Genomic DNA, 13,386 nt, shown 5'->3' with positions numbered 1-13,386 from the left:
CCCAAAATCTGCGCAGGTGCGGGTCTGCGTGACGAGACAGCCAGCATGCCACCCGCTGTGAACGCTCACAAGTAGTTGAACCCTGGACCTTCCCGGTCCGTATCCCGCTGTGCCGGCACATTTGGTCCACCGATTCGTGAGGGTTCGAACATGTCGAGAGCACATGCAAAACCGGAGCGGCGCAAGCGGGTGCTCGTCGCCGGGATCGCCGTCGCCGCCACGTTGACCGTCGGCACCGCGATCGCCGCCTTCGCTGCTGGGGAGAACAACAACAGCGCTGGTCAGTCGATCGCCTGCCCGACGCCCGTCATACCCGCGGTGCCCGCGCAGGCCCAGGCCGAGGTCCAGCGTGAACTGGCCAATCTGGACAAGCAGATCGCCGAGGCGAACAACCGGTTGCGCACGTCGGCGGGTCAGGGCGGCCCGAACTTCGTGCAGAACGCGATCGTCGGCCCGCTGAAGGACAAGCGGGTCGCGGCGCTGAACCGGATCGAGACGGCGATCGGCCGTGTCGCCGCCAAACCTGAAGGTTTGGAAAGGTTCGCGCCCTGTGGCCTCGGCACGGCGCCCGCGGTGGCCCCGGCGCCGGCGCAAGGATCTGGCAACAACGGCAACAACAACGCCAACAACGGCAACAACAACGGCAACAACAACGGGAACAACAACAACGGTTCCGGCACCGGGTCGTCGGCGTCGGGGAAGACGATCGAGTGCCCGCTGCCCGTCGTGCAGAACGTGCCCGCTCAGGCCAAGGCTGAAGTGGACAGGGAGCTCGCGAACCTCGGCAAGCAGCAGGCCGAGGCGAACGAGCGGTTGCGCACGTCGGCGGGTCAGGGCGGCCCGAACTTCGTGCAGAACGCGATTCTCGGTCCGTTGAAGGACAAGCGGGTCGCGGCGCTGAACCGGATCGAGACGGCGATCGGCCGGGTTGCGGCCAAGCCGGAAGGACTGGAACGTTTCGCCACCTGTTCGCTCAAGTAACTCTCCTCGGGGTTAGAGAGAACAGGGCCCGCCTCTCCTCGGGGGTGAGCGTCCCAGGGGCCTGCCGAGCGGATGCGCCACCGCTCGGCAGGCCTTGACGCACTGTACGGTCCTCGGTAGTTGTTAGCGTGAACATCGCCCGTTCAACGGAGAACCGATGACCAGATTCCCTGCCTTTCTCGCCGCTTCGGCGCTCACGCTGTCCACAGTGGTCTTCGGAGGCGTCCCTGCCGCCGCCGCTGTGGAGTCCGTGACCGTGCGGCCGGATCCGACCTATCAGCAAGAACCGTTCCAGGGCTGGGGCACGAGCCTGGTGTGGTTCGCCAACGCCACCGGCGGCTACCCCGACGAGATCCGCAACCAGCTCGCGGAGCTGCTGTTCGGAGAGGACGGGCTGAACCTCAACATCGCCCGCTACAACATCGGCGGCGGCAACGCGCCGGACGTGCCGCAGTACCTGCGCGCCGGCGCGGCCGTGCCCGGCTGGTGGAAGGCACCGGCGGGCACGAAGCGCACGGACACCGACTGGTGGAAGCCCGGCGATCCCCGGTTCTTCGACGCCAAGGCGGACCCGAACCAGCGCTGGTGGGTCGACCGGATCAAGTCCCAGGTCACCAAGTGGGAGGCGTTCAGCAACTCCCCGCCGTGGTTCCAGACCGTCAGCGGTTACGTGTCCGGTGGTTTCGACCCGAACGCGGACCAGCTGCGCGAGGACCGCGTGAAGGACTTCGCGGCGTATCTCGCGCAGGCCACCGCCGAGCTGGAGCGCTCCCACGGCATCAAGTTCGCGACGGTCGACGGGCTCAACGAGCCCAACACCCCGTACTGGAAGACCACGCTCGGCCCCGACGGCGTCCCGACGGGAGGCCGCCAGGAGGGCGCACACGTGAGCCCGGCGCTGCAGGCGAAGCTCGTGCCGGCACTGGCGGAGGCGTTGCGCGCCAAGCGGTTGAAGGCGGCGGTGTCCGCTCCGGACGAGACCAACCCCGGCATCTTCGCCGACGACTGGGCCGGCTACTCGGCCGAGGCCCGCGCGCAGGTCGGCCAGTTGAACGTGCACACCTACGGCCAGGACCGCCGCACGTCCGCCCGGGACATCGCCAAGGCCGCGGACAAGCCACTGTGGATGAGCGAAGTAGACGGTTCGTGGGGCAACTCGCAGAACTTCACCGCCATGGACTCCGGGCTGGGCATCGCCGCACGGGTCATCGACGACCTGCGTGAGCTCGAACCGCGCGCCTGGCTGCTGTGGCAGGCGATCGAGGACTACGACAACATGAAGCCCGGCGGCGAGACGCCGGCCGGCATGAACTGGGGCGTCGTCCAGATCCCGTTCAACTGCGGCCCGCAGGACACGCTCGCGACCTGCCCCGCACGGGTCAACTCGAAGTTCCACACGCTGCGGAACTTCACCCACTACGTCAAGCCGGGCGACCGGATGATCAAGGTCAACACCAAGACGGACGTGGCGGCGGTGCGCAACACCGAGCTGAAGTCCGTGGTGCACCTGAACCAGTCCGAGCAGCCGCAGGCCGTGACGCTGGACCTCTCCGCGTTCGGGTCGGTGCGGCCGAACGCCTCGGTGCGCCCGATCGTGACGGACATGTTCGGCGCGCTGGTCAAGGGCGCCCCGGTGAAGGTGAAGGACCGCAAGGCCACGCTCTCCGTGCCCGCGAAGTCCGTGGTCACGTTCGACGTGACCGGGGTGAGCGGCATGAACCGCTCGGAGGCGCTGAACGGCACCTACCGGCTGACCGGTGCGCAGAGCGACAAGTCCCTCGCCCCGTCCGGCACCTCGCTGGTGCAGCGCACGACCGACGCCCAGGCGAAGAACCAGGTGTGGCGGCTGGAGCGCAAGACCGGCGGTTACGGCAACGACGTGCAGTTCGCCGTGGTCAACACCGCCACCGGGCAGCGGATCGCCGCGGTGGACGGTAACGCGACGCTGATCTCCACCGACAGTCCAGCAGCCAGGTGGGTGCTGTCGTCCACCGGGGACGGCAGCTGGACGTTCGTCAACGTCGCCAGTGGAGCGTTGCTCGACGTGGTCGGCGAATCGCGTGAAGACGGCGCACGAATCGGTTTGTACCACGCGACTTCCGGTGCGAACCAGCGCTGGACCGCGGTTTCGGTTTCAGGTAGATAGTCGGGAGTGACGGTGGCGCGCAAGCACCTTGTGGTGATGTTGGTTCTGCTCAGCGGAGCCTGCTCGGCTGACCCGCCGGACGCGCCACCGTCCACTCGAACCCCGGTGAAACCGCCCTCGCTGATCAGCGAGGTGGTGCCACCGCAGAACGTGATCACCGTCGTGCGCGACGTGATCGACGGCCGCACGATCGAGCTGGCCGACGGGTCGAGGGTCCGCGTCGCGTCGCTGGCCGCGCCCGCGCCCTGCTGGTCGGAGGCCGCGCTGGCGTTCGCGCGGAAGACGCTGCTGGCCAGCTCGGTCCGGTTCTCCGGCCTCGCGCCCGGCGAGATCACCCTGGAGCTCGAGGACGGCACGGACTACGCGGTGCTGGCCGTGCAAGAGGGCGCGATGCGGCCGGAAGGCGTCGACGGCGGGCCGCTGATCGCCGCCCAGTCCGAGGCCTCCGCGGCCAAGCGGGGCCTGTGGGGCGCGCCGTGCGACGGCTCCGACACCTCGAAGCCCGCGCCGGCCCCGACGACGACAACTCCCGGTGCCGCTCCGCCGCCGCAGCAGCCACCGGCCCCGGCACCGACGACCACCACGCCGGCGCCCAGCAAGCCGTGCGCGGTCTCCTACCAGGTCACGGGGCAGTGGCAGGGCGGCTTCCAGGCGAACGTCACCGTGCGCAACACCAGCACGAAGGCCACGAACGGCTGGGCGTTGCGCTGGAACTTCGCCGGCGGCGAGGTGGTCCGGGAGATGTGGAACGCCACGGCACGGCAGTCCGGCGCGACGGTCAACGCCCTGAACGCCGACTACAACCCGCAGATCGCACCCGGCGGATCGGTGGTGATCGGCTTCAACGCCAACGCGTGGGGGCCCGGCGCGAAGCCTTCCTCGTTCACCTTCAACGGCGCGCAGTGCTCGGTGGAGTAACGGCTCACCCGCTCACGGCCGGTGGTCGACGAAGTCGGTCACGCTCATGTCAGCGCGGCGTCCCGGCCGGCACCAGGTCGCCGCGGTCCCGGCGCTCGAAGAAGTCCGCGAGGATCGCGTTGTCCTCGTAGCCCAGTTCGTGCGCGCCGACCTCGGCCCTGGTGAACCACTTCAGGCGTTGTCCCTCGGTGAGCACGACCCGGCCGAGGTCCAGGTCGATCTCGGTCCAGAAGGTGTGCTCGATCCCGTACGAGCGGGTGGCGGCGACCAGGGGACGCACCGCCTGCTCGTCGAGCACCACGCCCATCTCCTCGTCGATCTCGCGCCTGATGCACTCGTGCGGCTGCTCGCCTTCCTCGACGTAGCCGCCCGGCAGGCACCACGTGTTCGGGAACTTGATGGTCGGTTTGTCGTCACGGAGGTACAGCAGCACCTCCCCGGCCGAGTTGATCATCACGATGTTCGTGCCCTCGTCCATGTGCGTTCCGGATTCACCCGACGGATTCAGCATCACTGGCACTCACCTTGCAGCTGAGGGAACGGGTGACGGTGGGATCGCTTTCGGACCTGGCGGTCAGCGTCACCGTGGTGTAGCGCGCGGCGCCAGGAGTCCGCAGGACGTAGACCGGAACGGCGACGGTCCGCCCGGCCGCCGCGGTGGTCAGCGCGTTGTCCAATCGCGCGGTCCAGCCCTGGCCGCTGGACGACACCGAGAGCCGGTAGACGTCGTTGTCCAGTTTGGACGCCGCGCCCGGACTCGGGTGACCGCCGGTGTTCGTGGCGGCCTGGCCGGTGTTGGTGAGGGGGAACGAGCACTTCGCCGCCTGGCCGGGCTGCAGGCCGCTCACCGCCGGCGGGCCCAGCCGGACGTTGCGGCGTTGCGGGCCGGAGCCGTCGAGCGACCGCACCGCGAGGGTGTACGAGAGGACGCCGCGGCTGTCGCGCTGGACGCCGATGACGGAGAAGTGCAGCCGGTTCGCCCGGTCGACCCACTCGTAGGCGGAGCCGGAGTTCAGGCCCGCGTGGAAGGCCGCGTCGTTGAGCTGCCGGTGGTCGGCGACGGACGCCATGACGGCGGTGCCGTCCGGGCGGCGGAAGTCGACGAGTCCGATGTCGCGCGGGTTGGCGTCGACCACCCAGTTGAAGCAGTTGTAGCCGCACGTGTTGCCCTCGCCGGTCTTGTTCTTGGCGATGACGACGCCGTTGTCCGGGGTGAACGAGTCGAACCCCATCCGGCCGACGACTTCGAGCGTGTAGTGGTCCCAGCCGGTGTTGCCGTGGCAGAACGGGTCGGTGCCGGGGTCGCAGTCCGGCGTGCGGTCGGGCCGGCCCGCGCCGTCGAGGCGGACCTTGATGCCGGACGTCCTGCCGGGACCGGGATCGACGGCGCGGGCGGTGACGGTGTCGGCGACGAGTCCGGTGCGGGCGAGGGCTTCGCGGCTGAGGTCCAGGACGTTGCCCGCCGGCACGATGCCGGCGTGGATCCTGTTGCGCAGCATCAGTCCAGCGGGTGCCCAGCCGCCCATGTTCGGCGGGATGACCCAGCGCATGTGGTGGCCACCAGGACCGTTGAACGAGCCGCGGTCCATCATGTCCCACGGCGCGGAGCCCGCCCGGTGGAACGGACCGGGAGGGTTCTGCCGGTCGGAGAACGGATTGTTGTTGTTGTCGCCGATGTTGAAGAAGTAGTGGGCCATCTCGTGGGTGATGGTTCCCGAGCTCTCCGCCTGCCGGATCGACGACAGTCCCCACTGCTGCGCCGCGGCCCGCCAGGAGGTCCACTCGACGTAACGGGTGGGAGCCCAGTTGGGCATCGTGTTGTCCGGGTCGACCGACGCGGGCGGGCCCCACTCGTCGGGGATGTCCTCCTTGCGGTCGAACTTCATCTCGCCGAACTCCTGCCAGATGCTGGTCTCGTCGTAACCGGCGTAGACCCGCAGCACGACGTCGTAGCCGCACTTGCTGTCCGGGCAGGGGATTCCGCGTGCGGCGAGGTCGGCCTTCCACGCCGTGTCCGCGTCGTTGTCGAGGTTTCCGTTGCAGGCGGCGGTTTTCGGGCAGGCCGCGGTCTGGCCCCACTCGTTGAGGCCGTACTCGAACAGCGAGCGGGGGAGCCGGTAGGCGCCGAAGGTGTCCATCTGGCCGACGCCGAGCCGGCCTCGGCTCTGTTCCATCCAGTACTCGTGGATCGTGCGGCCGTGGTTGTACTGGTTGGGGATCGTGTAGTAGTCGCGGTAGAAACGCGGCACGTCCGACCGCGGGATCGGGTCGATCTGCGGGTTGCCGAACGGATCGCTGCCGCGCGGCTGCGTGATCACGAACGACTGGTCGGGGAAGTCGACGGCGACCAGGGCGATCCGCAGGCCGCGCTGAGTCGGCCTGGCGAGCGGGTCGTTCCACCTGGTGCCGGGGATGTCCGTCCAGTCCGCCCACGTCATGTCGTACTGGTTCTGCCAGCGCTGGGGGTCGATCGGAGCCACCTCGAACCGGGAGGCGCTCGCGACGGCCGTTCCCGGCACCGATCCGGCGACGAGCGCGAGGACGGCGAGCACTCTGATCAACCGCATGACTCACACGCTCCTTCGGGGCAGGCCGACGAACGGTGACAGGTAAAATACGACACCCAACTTGGCCATGTCACGATGAAACAAGCCGTACGATTCGAAGGTTCCGGAGTTGAGTCGCACCTGGAGGACCGGATGGCGGAACCGCGGCACCTCGCTCTGCCGTCCTTCGCACGTCGCCCGAGCGTGCGGGAAGAGGTCGCGAACGTGTTGCGCGGGGCCATCGTCTCCGGCGAGATGCGGCCCGGCGAGCTGTACTCCGCGGCCGGCCTGGCCGAGCGGTTCGGCATCTCCGCCACCCCCGTCCGCGAGGCGATGCTCGACCTGGGCAAGCAAGGGCTCGTGGAAGTGGTGCGCAACAAGGGGTACCGGGTCACGGTGCTGTCCGAGGCCGACCTCGACCAGATCACCCAGATCCGCCAGCTGCTCGAACCGACCGCGACCGCAGAGGCGGTCCCGCACGTCACGGACGAGGAACTGGTCGCGTTGCGCGGGCTCGCCGCCGCGATCGTCGCCGCCGCGGCCGAAGGCGATCTCGTCAGCTACATCAACGCCGACCGCGAGTTCCACCTCCGGTTGCTCGCCGCCGCCGGGAATCCCCGGCTGGTGCGGATCGTCGACGACCTCCGCGCGCAGACCCGCCTCTACGGGCTGTCCGCCCTCGTCGCGTCCGGCCGGCTGGTGGACAGCGCCCAGGAGCACGTCGAGATGTGCGACCTGATCGCCGCCGGCGACGCGAAGAAGCTGAAGAAGCTCATGACCACCCACCTCGGCCACACCCGCCGCGAGTGGGCGGGGCGTCCGGCGGAGTAGCCGCCTGCCCTGATCGGCGTCGTTGACGGGCAACTGGCCGTCAGTAAAATTGCACACCTCACATGGCATTACTGCCGACGGTGGTGGGGGACTGCAGCATGGACAAGGATCTTTCCCGGCGTCGCGTTCTCCAGATCGGTGCGCTGGCCGCCGCCACTCCGCTGGTCCCCGGTCAGGCGCAGGCCGCTTCGGCACAGGCGGACTCGGCCGCGCCGCAGGGGTTTCCCAGTCCGCGCAGCTGGGTCGTCCGGCCGTTCGAACTGGATCAGGTGACGCTCGGCGACAGCGTGTTCCGGGAGAAGCGGGACCGGCTGCTGCACTTCGCCCGCGAGTACGGGCCGAGCGTCATGAACGGCGTCCGGGACGACCGGCGCGGTCCCGACCGGATGTTGCGCAGTTTCCGCGTGAATGCGGGTCTGGGCCACCGGGGTGCCGAACCGATCGGCAGCTGGGAGACGCCGGACGGAAACCTGCGCGGCCACTACACCGGCCACTTCCTGACGCTGCTGGCGCAGTCCTACGCCTCCACCGGTGAACGGATCTTCAAGGACAAGCTCGACTACCTGGTCACGGCTCTGGGTGAGTGCCAGGACGCGCTGGCCGCGGCGGCCCGCAGGTCGACCCCCAGGGTGCCTGGACGGTCCGGCACCGCGGTGCGGCTGACCGGCACGCCGAACGGGCACGTCACCGGCGACGCCGACCACCTGAAGCTGCCCGCCGGCATCACGAAGGGCCTGACCGACTTCACGGTGGCCACCTGGGTGAACCTGGCGGTGCGCGACGCCGACGCGCGGATCTTCGACTTCGGCCGGCCCGGCGACAGCGCCGCCGACTCGCAGACCCGGATGTACCTCACCGCCCACACGTCGAGCGGTGGCCCGCGGTTCGCGATCACCACCAGTGGCAGCGGTGGCGAGCAACGCATCGACGCCACGACACAGCTGGCCGCCGGTCGGTGGACGCACGTCGCCATCACCAAGGCGGGCAACGTGGGCACCATCTACGTCGACGGAGTCGCCGCCGGTACCGGCACCCTCGGCCTCAGCCCCGCCGACCTCGGCGACACCACCGCCAACTGGATCGGCCGGGCCCAGTTCCCGAAGGCCAACATCAAGTTCCTCAACGGTACGATCGACGAGTTCCAGCTCCTCGGCCGCGCGCTCACCGCCGCCGAGGTGGCGGCCGTGGCACAGCACGCCGGCGCGGCGGGCACCGCGGACCTGGTGGCCTGGTACCGGTTCGACGAGAGCCCCGGTCCGTCCGTTGTGGACTCGTCGGGGCGGGGCAACCACGCCGAGTTCTTCGGCGCCACCGACGGGCGGCGGCACCCCGGCTTCCTCTCGGCGTACACCGAGGCCCAGTTCATCCGGCTGGAGGAGTTCACGAACTACAGCGGCGCCGGCATCTGGGCGCCCTACTACACGCTGCACAAGATCGTGCGGGGCCTGCTCGACGCGTACCACCTGGCGGGCAACGCGCGGGCGTTGGAGATCGCCCGCAAGGTGGGCGACTGGGTGCGCGGCCGGTTGTCCACAGTGGATCGTGACCGGCTGAACCGGATGTGGTCGCTGCACATCGCCGGCGAGTACGGCGGCATGAACGAGAACATGGCCCATCTCGCCGCACTCGAACCCGACCGCGACCGCAGGGCCGGTTATCTCGCCACGGCCAAGTGCTTCGACAACCGCCGCACGGTGTTCCCCGCGGCGGTGGAGAACCGCGATGTGCTGCGGGGCATCCACGTGAACCAGCACGTGCCGCAGTTCCTGGGCTACCTGCGCGTCTTCGAGCAGAACACCGCCGAACGGGACTACTTCACGGCGGCGGAGAACTTCTGGCACATGGTGGTGCCGCACCGCATGTTCAGCCACGGCTCGGCCGGCGGCCAGTACGCGGCGGCCGACGGTTACCCCGCGAACACCAACGCCGAGCTCTTCCAGCCGCGCGGCGACATCGCCGGATCGCTCACCTACCAGACCCGGCCGGAGACGGAACCGGACAGCGGCGGCGGCGAGACCTGCTCCACCTACAACCTGCTGAAGCTGACCAGGAACCTGTTCTGCCACAAGCCGGACGCCGCGTTCATGGACTACTACGAACGCGGTCTGGTGAACCACATCCTCGGTTCCCGGCAGGACGCGGACAGCGACGTCGAACCGATGGTGACCTACTTCCTGCCGGCGCATCCCGGTGCCACCAGGGGGTTCGGCAACCTCGGCACGTGCTGCGGCGGCACCGGACTGGAGAACCACACCAAGTACCAGGACACGATCTACTTCCGGTCGGCCGGCGGCGGGACCCTCTACGTCAACCTCTACATCGCCTCCACCCTGAAGTGGGACGGCTTCACCATCACCCAGCAGACGGACTTCCCGCGCGAGCAGAAGAGCACGCTGACCGTCTCGGGGCGGGGCCGGCTGGAGATCAGGCTCAGGGTGCCGGGCTGGGTCCGCAAGGGCTTCACGGTGCGGATCAACGGTGTCGTGCAGCACGCGAAGGCCGTGCCCGGCACGTACCTCAGCCTCAACCGGTTCTGGTGGCCCGGCGACCGGATCGAGATCACGATGCCGTTCAGCCTGCGCGTCGAACGGGCGCTGGACGACCCGGCCGTGCAGAGCCTGCTCTACGGCCCGCTGGTGCTGCCCGCGCTGAACGACTCGCGGACGTGGCGGACGTTCTCGTTCTACCGGCACCTCAAGCTCGACGGCGACCTCCGCGCGGCGGTCAGCCCGCTGGGGCAGCCCAACTTCTTCGCCACGCACGGCCACACGCTGCGGCCGCTCTACATCGCCGCCGACGACGCGCACCACCTGTACTTCAAGCGGCTGGAGCCGACCGTGGTGTTCGGGTCGGCCGATTCCGGTGTGTCGAACGAGTCGGTGGACGACGAGGGCTTCTCGTTCCTCGACCGCGTCTGGCAGGCGGCGCCGTTCCCGCACCACGACCGGTTCGTCCGGCAGGTCAGGGACGTGTCGGGGGAGTGGCAGCGGCGCGGCCGGTTCACCCGGCACGACCGCCAGGCCGTGATCGACGCGGCCATGCGGGCCGAGGAGAGCCTGCGCCCCTGAACCGGCCATTCGACTGGCGCGGACGGCCCAATGTTCGATTGATTCGAAAGCTCGATCTTTTGCTGGTCTCTCGGTTATGCCTAAGATCGGGAGAGTGGCCGTCGAATCGAATGAAAGTTCGTCGTCCGGAAAACCTGAAAAACTTACCGCGGTATTGGCAATTCGAGTCGCAACGGAGCAGTTCAGTGCTCTGATCGGCAGGACCCCCGAAGCCGTTTCGGGGATTCGCGCTGTGCCGGACGGCGGTTGGTCGGTGCTGGTCGACGTCGTCGAGCTCGAACGAATTCCGGCCACCACCAGCATCATCGCGACCTATCGAGTCGACATCGACGCCGCCGGTGAGTTGTGCGGTTGCGAACGGCTCAGGCGCTACACCCGTGGAACGACCGATATGTGACGGGATGGTTCTTCGTGGACAACAGATCCGGTTCGCTCGCCGACACGCTGGAACGCGTCCTGGACAAAGGTGTGGTGATCGTCGGGGACATAGCCGTCTGTGTGGTGGACATCGAACTGCTCACACTGCGGGTGCGGTTGTTCATCGCCTCCGCGCAAACCGCGCGTGAGATGGGGATGGACTGGTGGACGAACGACCCGTTCTTCACGCCGAAAGCGGTGGAACCGGCGAGTGAGACGAACGAGCTCGCCCGCCAGAACGCCGTGCTGCGCGACCGCGTCGCGCAGCTGGAGCAGGCCGTGGCGGACGGGCGACGATGAGCCGCGGTCTGTACGCCTACGCGATCACCAGAGATCAGCCGGTCGATCTCGCCGGACCCTGGCTGATCGGCCATCGCGGGCTGGCTCTCGTCGTGGCCGAGGTCGAGCTGCAGCGGTTCGCCGGACTCGATGTCGAGGAGCCCACCGAGGACAGTCCGCTGGCCGTGCTGGCCCGCTACCACGACGCCGTGGTGCGTGCGGTGTTCCGCCACGCACCGGTGCTGCCGCTGCGGTTCGGCACCGTCCTCGACGGCGTCGACGCGGCCGTGCGGCTGCTCGCCGCTCGCCACGAGGAGGTGTCGGCCTGGCTGAGCCGCGTAGAGGGACGACAGGAGTGGGGAGTCAAGGTGCGTGCGGTGCAACGGGAACCGGTGCAGCTGGACGCGGTGTCCGGAACGGCCTACCTGACGCTGCGCCGTCAGCGGCTCGTCGACGCCGACCTCGCCCGCCGTTCCGCCGCGACACTGCACCAGGCGCTGAGCGAACGGGCGGACGAGAGCGCGTGCCGTGACCTCAGTCGCGATCTGCTGCTGGAAGCGGCGTATCTGGTCGGCGACGAGGACGGGTTCCACGCCGAGCTGGCCCGGCTGACCGCGGAACTGGGGCTGTCAGTGGAGATCACCGGTCCGTGGCCGCCGTACTCGTTCACGAAGGTGGAGTTCGCCGATGCCTGAGCACGGCACTGCGAGTCTGGTCGACCTGCTCGACCGGGTCGTGCACCGGGGTGCGGTCGTGCGCGGCGACGTGGTGATCACGCTGGCGGGCGTGGAACTGATCCGGCTCGACCTGAGGTTGCTGCTGGTCGGCATCGGTGGCGACGTCCGATGAGCGCGCAGGACGCGGGCCGCGGCCTGGGCCGGATCGTGGTGGCCGTGCTGGAGATCGTGTGTGAACTGCTCGAGCGTCAGGCGCTGCGCCGGGTGGACGCGGGCACCCTCACCGCGCAGGAGGTGGAGAACCTCGGTCAGGCCCTGATCTCGCTGCAGCGCCAGTTCGCGGCGTTGCGCGAAGCACTCGGAGATCCCGACACGTCCGGTGTCCGGCTTCCGGTCGACATCGCGGGCCTGTCGCACCAAGAGAGGACATCACCGTGACCGCACCAGCCATCCCGAACTCCGGCGGACTCGCCGACGTGCTGAACGTCCTGCTGGACAAGGGACTCGTGATCGACGCGTCGGTGAAGGTCTCGCTGATCGGCATCGAGATCCTGAGCATCGACATCAAGGTCGTGATCGCGAGCGTCGACACCTACATCCGTTATCTGGAGGCGATGCAACGGCTGGAGGCCGCCCGCCGCGGCCTGGTGACGTCACCGCCCGCCGCGCAGGGCATCGGCGGCACCTACGGCCTGCTGGCCTCGGCGGTCCCGGCCATGGTCACTCCCGCCGTGGTCACGCCCGCGCCCGCCATGGTCACGCCGGCACCCGCCCCGGTGGAGGAACCCCAGTCGTGAGCCTGTACCTGCACGGCGTGGTGCGGGCGGGGCACCGGCTGCCGGAGGGGTCGCCGTTCCGGCTGCTCGGCCTGGACGAGAACGCCGTCGTGGTCAGCGCCCGGCCCGCGGACCACGGGCTGACCGAACAGGAGGCCACCGCGCACCTGGCCGCGTTGTGCGCGCTGCTGCCGGGCGGGCCGGTGCTGCCGTTGCGGATCGGCACGACCGCGGTGGACGAGGCCGCCGCCCGCGCCGCCGTGCTCGCGCTGGGGCCGTCGGTGTTGCGGCACAACCTCGAACGGCTCGACGGAGTCGCGGAGATGCACGTGCGCCTGGTGTTCGACGAGGACACCGCGCTGCGCGCCGTCCACACCAAGGGGACGTTCACCGGACGGGGTGGCGACCTGACCTCCACCATCGCGCAGGGCGAGCTGATCGCGCGGGAAATCGTCGCCTGGCGCGAAAAGCAGGCCGACGTGATCCTCGCACCGGTGTCAGCGCTGGCACGGTCGGTGGCGGTGGCCACCGCGCCGGAACACACCGAGGAGGTCCGCGCGTTTCTCGTGCCGCTGGACCGGGTCGAGGCCGTGCGGAACGCGGTCGCCGGACTGGGCGACGCCGACGCCGTGGCGACGTGCACCGGCCCGCTGCCCGCGTTCCACTTCCTCGATCTGGCACCGCGAAACGCGCAACGGAACGAGGACCGACCGACGTCGCGGTGGGGTTGGTAGGTCGTGGGGCGGA

The 13,386-nt window shown here is 69.2% G+C and carries 14 protein-coding genes; 12 read left to right on the top strand and 2 right to left on the bottom strand.

Annotated elements, in window-relative coordinates; all coding sequences use genetic code 11:
* Positions 1–150 precede the first annotated feature (150 nt).
* From B0F77_RS21560 to B0F77_RS21550, 3 genes are all read left to right on the top strand, one after another.
* The gene (locus tag B0F77_RS21560; protein WP_086664747.1) at positions 151–981 is read left to right on the top strand and encodes a hypothetical protein; all 831 of its coding nucleotides are present in this window, start codon (positions 151–153) and stop codon (positions 979–981) included.
* Between the two features lie 157 nt (positions 982–1,138).
* Positions 1,139–3,127 carry an RICIN domain-containing protein gene (locus tag B0F77_RS21555; RefSeq protein WP_086664746.1) on the top strand — a complete coding sequence of 663 codons (1,989 nt, stop codon included), beginning with the start codon at positions 1,139–1,141 and terminating at the stop codon, positions 3,125–3,127.
* A gap of 36 nt (positions 3,128–3,163) precedes the next feature.
* A complete protein-coding gene (locus B0F77_RS21550) occupies positions 3,164–4,045 on the top strand; it encodes a cellulose binding domain-containing protein (RefSeq protein WP_143466841.1) in 882 nt (293 codons plus the stop codon).
* Positions 4,046–4,094: 49 nt separating this feature from the next.
* On the opposite strand, the gene B0F77_RS21545 is transcribed toward B0F77_RS21550, so the two are convergent.
* On the bottom strand, positions 4,095–4,556 hold the full coding sequence (locus tag B0F77_RS21545; protein WP_211293913.1) for an NUDIX hydrolase: 462 nt from the start codon (positions 4,554–4,556) through the stop codon (positions 4,095–4,097).
* The gene (locus tag B0F77_RS21540) at positions 4,537–6,612 is read right to left on the bottom strand and encodes a hypothetical protein (RefSeq protein ID WP_086664743.1); all 2,076 of its coding nucleotides are present in this window, start codon (positions 6,610–6,612) and stop codon (positions 4,537–4,539) included. The genes B0F77_RS21545 and B0F77_RS21540 overlap by 20 nt, the downstream gene beginning before the upstream one ends.
* Positions 6,613–6,744: 132 nt before the next feature.
* Here B0F77_RS21540 and B0F77_RS21535 point away from each other — a divergent pair, with 132 nt between their 5' ends.
* From B0F77_RS21535 to B0F77_RS21495, 9 genes are all read left to right on the top strand, one after another.
* Positions 6,745–7,422 (top strand): GntR family transcriptional regulator, encoded by a 678-nt coding sequence (locus B0F77_RS21535; RefSeq protein ID WP_086664742.1) that lies wholly within the window; start codon positions 6,745–6,747, stop codon positions 7,420–7,422.
* Positions 7,423–7,520: 98 nt separating this feature from the next.
* Positions 7,521–10,490, top strand: coding sequence for a beta-L-arabinofuranosidase domain-containing protein (locus tag B0F77_RS21530; RefSeq protein WP_158102784.1), 2,970 nt, complete (start codon positions 7,521–7,523; stop codon positions 10,488–10,490).
* A 94-nt stretch (positions 10,491–10,584) separates the two neighbouring features.
* Positions 10,585–10,887, top strand: coding sequence for a gas vesicle protein GvpO (locus tag B0F77_RS21525; RefSeq protein ID WP_245848506.1), 303 nt, complete (start codon positions 10,585–10,587; stop codon positions 10,885–10,887).
* A 14-nt stretch (positions 10,888–10,901) separates the two neighbouring features.
* Positions 10,902–11,207, top strand: coding sequence for a gas vesicle protein (locus tag B0F77_RS21520; protein WP_086664791.1), 306 nt, complete (start codon positions 10,902–10,904; stop codon positions 11,205–11,207).
* Positions 11,204–11,881 (top strand): GvpL/GvpF family gas vesicle protein, encoded by a 678-nt coding sequence (locus tag B0F77_RS21515; protein WP_086664739.1) that lies wholly within the window; start codon positions 11,204–11,206, stop codon positions 11,879–11,881. The genes B0F77_RS21520 and B0F77_RS21515 overlap by 4 nt, the downstream gene beginning before the upstream one ends.
* On the top strand, positions 11,874–12,035 hold the full coding sequence (gene gvpJ / locus B0F77_RS21510) for a gas vesicle protein GvpJ (RefSeq protein ID WP_086664738.1): 162 nt from the start codon (positions 11,874–11,876) through the stop codon (positions 12,033–12,035). The genes B0F77_RS21515 and gvpJ (B0F77_RS21510) overlap by 8 nt, the downstream gene beginning before the upstream one ends.
* Positions 12,032–12,301: a gas vesicle protein K gene (locus tag B0F77_RS21505; protein WP_086664737.1), complete on the top strand. Its 270-nt coding sequence runs from the start codon at positions 12,032–12,034 to the stop codon at positions 12,299–12,301. The genes gvpJ (B0F77_RS21510) and B0F77_RS21505 overlap by 4 nt, the downstream gene beginning before the upstream one ends.
* Entirely contained in the window at positions 12,298–12,660 is a 363-nt protein-coding gene (gvpJ, locus tag B0F77_RS21500; RefSeq protein ID WP_086664736.1) for a gas vesicle protein GvpJ, read from the top strand. The genes B0F77_RS21505 and gvpJ (B0F77_RS21500) overlap by 4 nt, the downstream gene beginning before the upstream one ends.
* Positions 12,657–13,373 carry a GvpL/GvpF family gas vesicle protein gene (locus B0F77_RS21495; RefSeq protein ID WP_086664735.1) on the top strand — a complete coding sequence of 239 codons (717 nt, stop codon included), beginning with the start codon at positions 12,657–12,659 and terminating at the stop codon, positions 13,371–13,373. Before gvpJ (B0F77_RS21500) ends, B0F77_RS21495 begins: the two co-directional genes overlap by 4 nt.
* Positions 13,374–13,386 lie beyond the last annotated feature (13 nt).

The sequence above is a fragment of the Lentzea kentuckyensis genome, assembly GCF_002150765.1.
GTDB classification, from domain to species: Bacteria; Actinomycetota; Actinomycetes; order Mycobacteriales; family Pseudonocardiaceae; genus Lentzea; species Lentzea kentuckyensis.
Note: the sequence above shows the minus strand (reverse complement) of the source record. Positions and strands in the feature narration are given on the sequence as shown.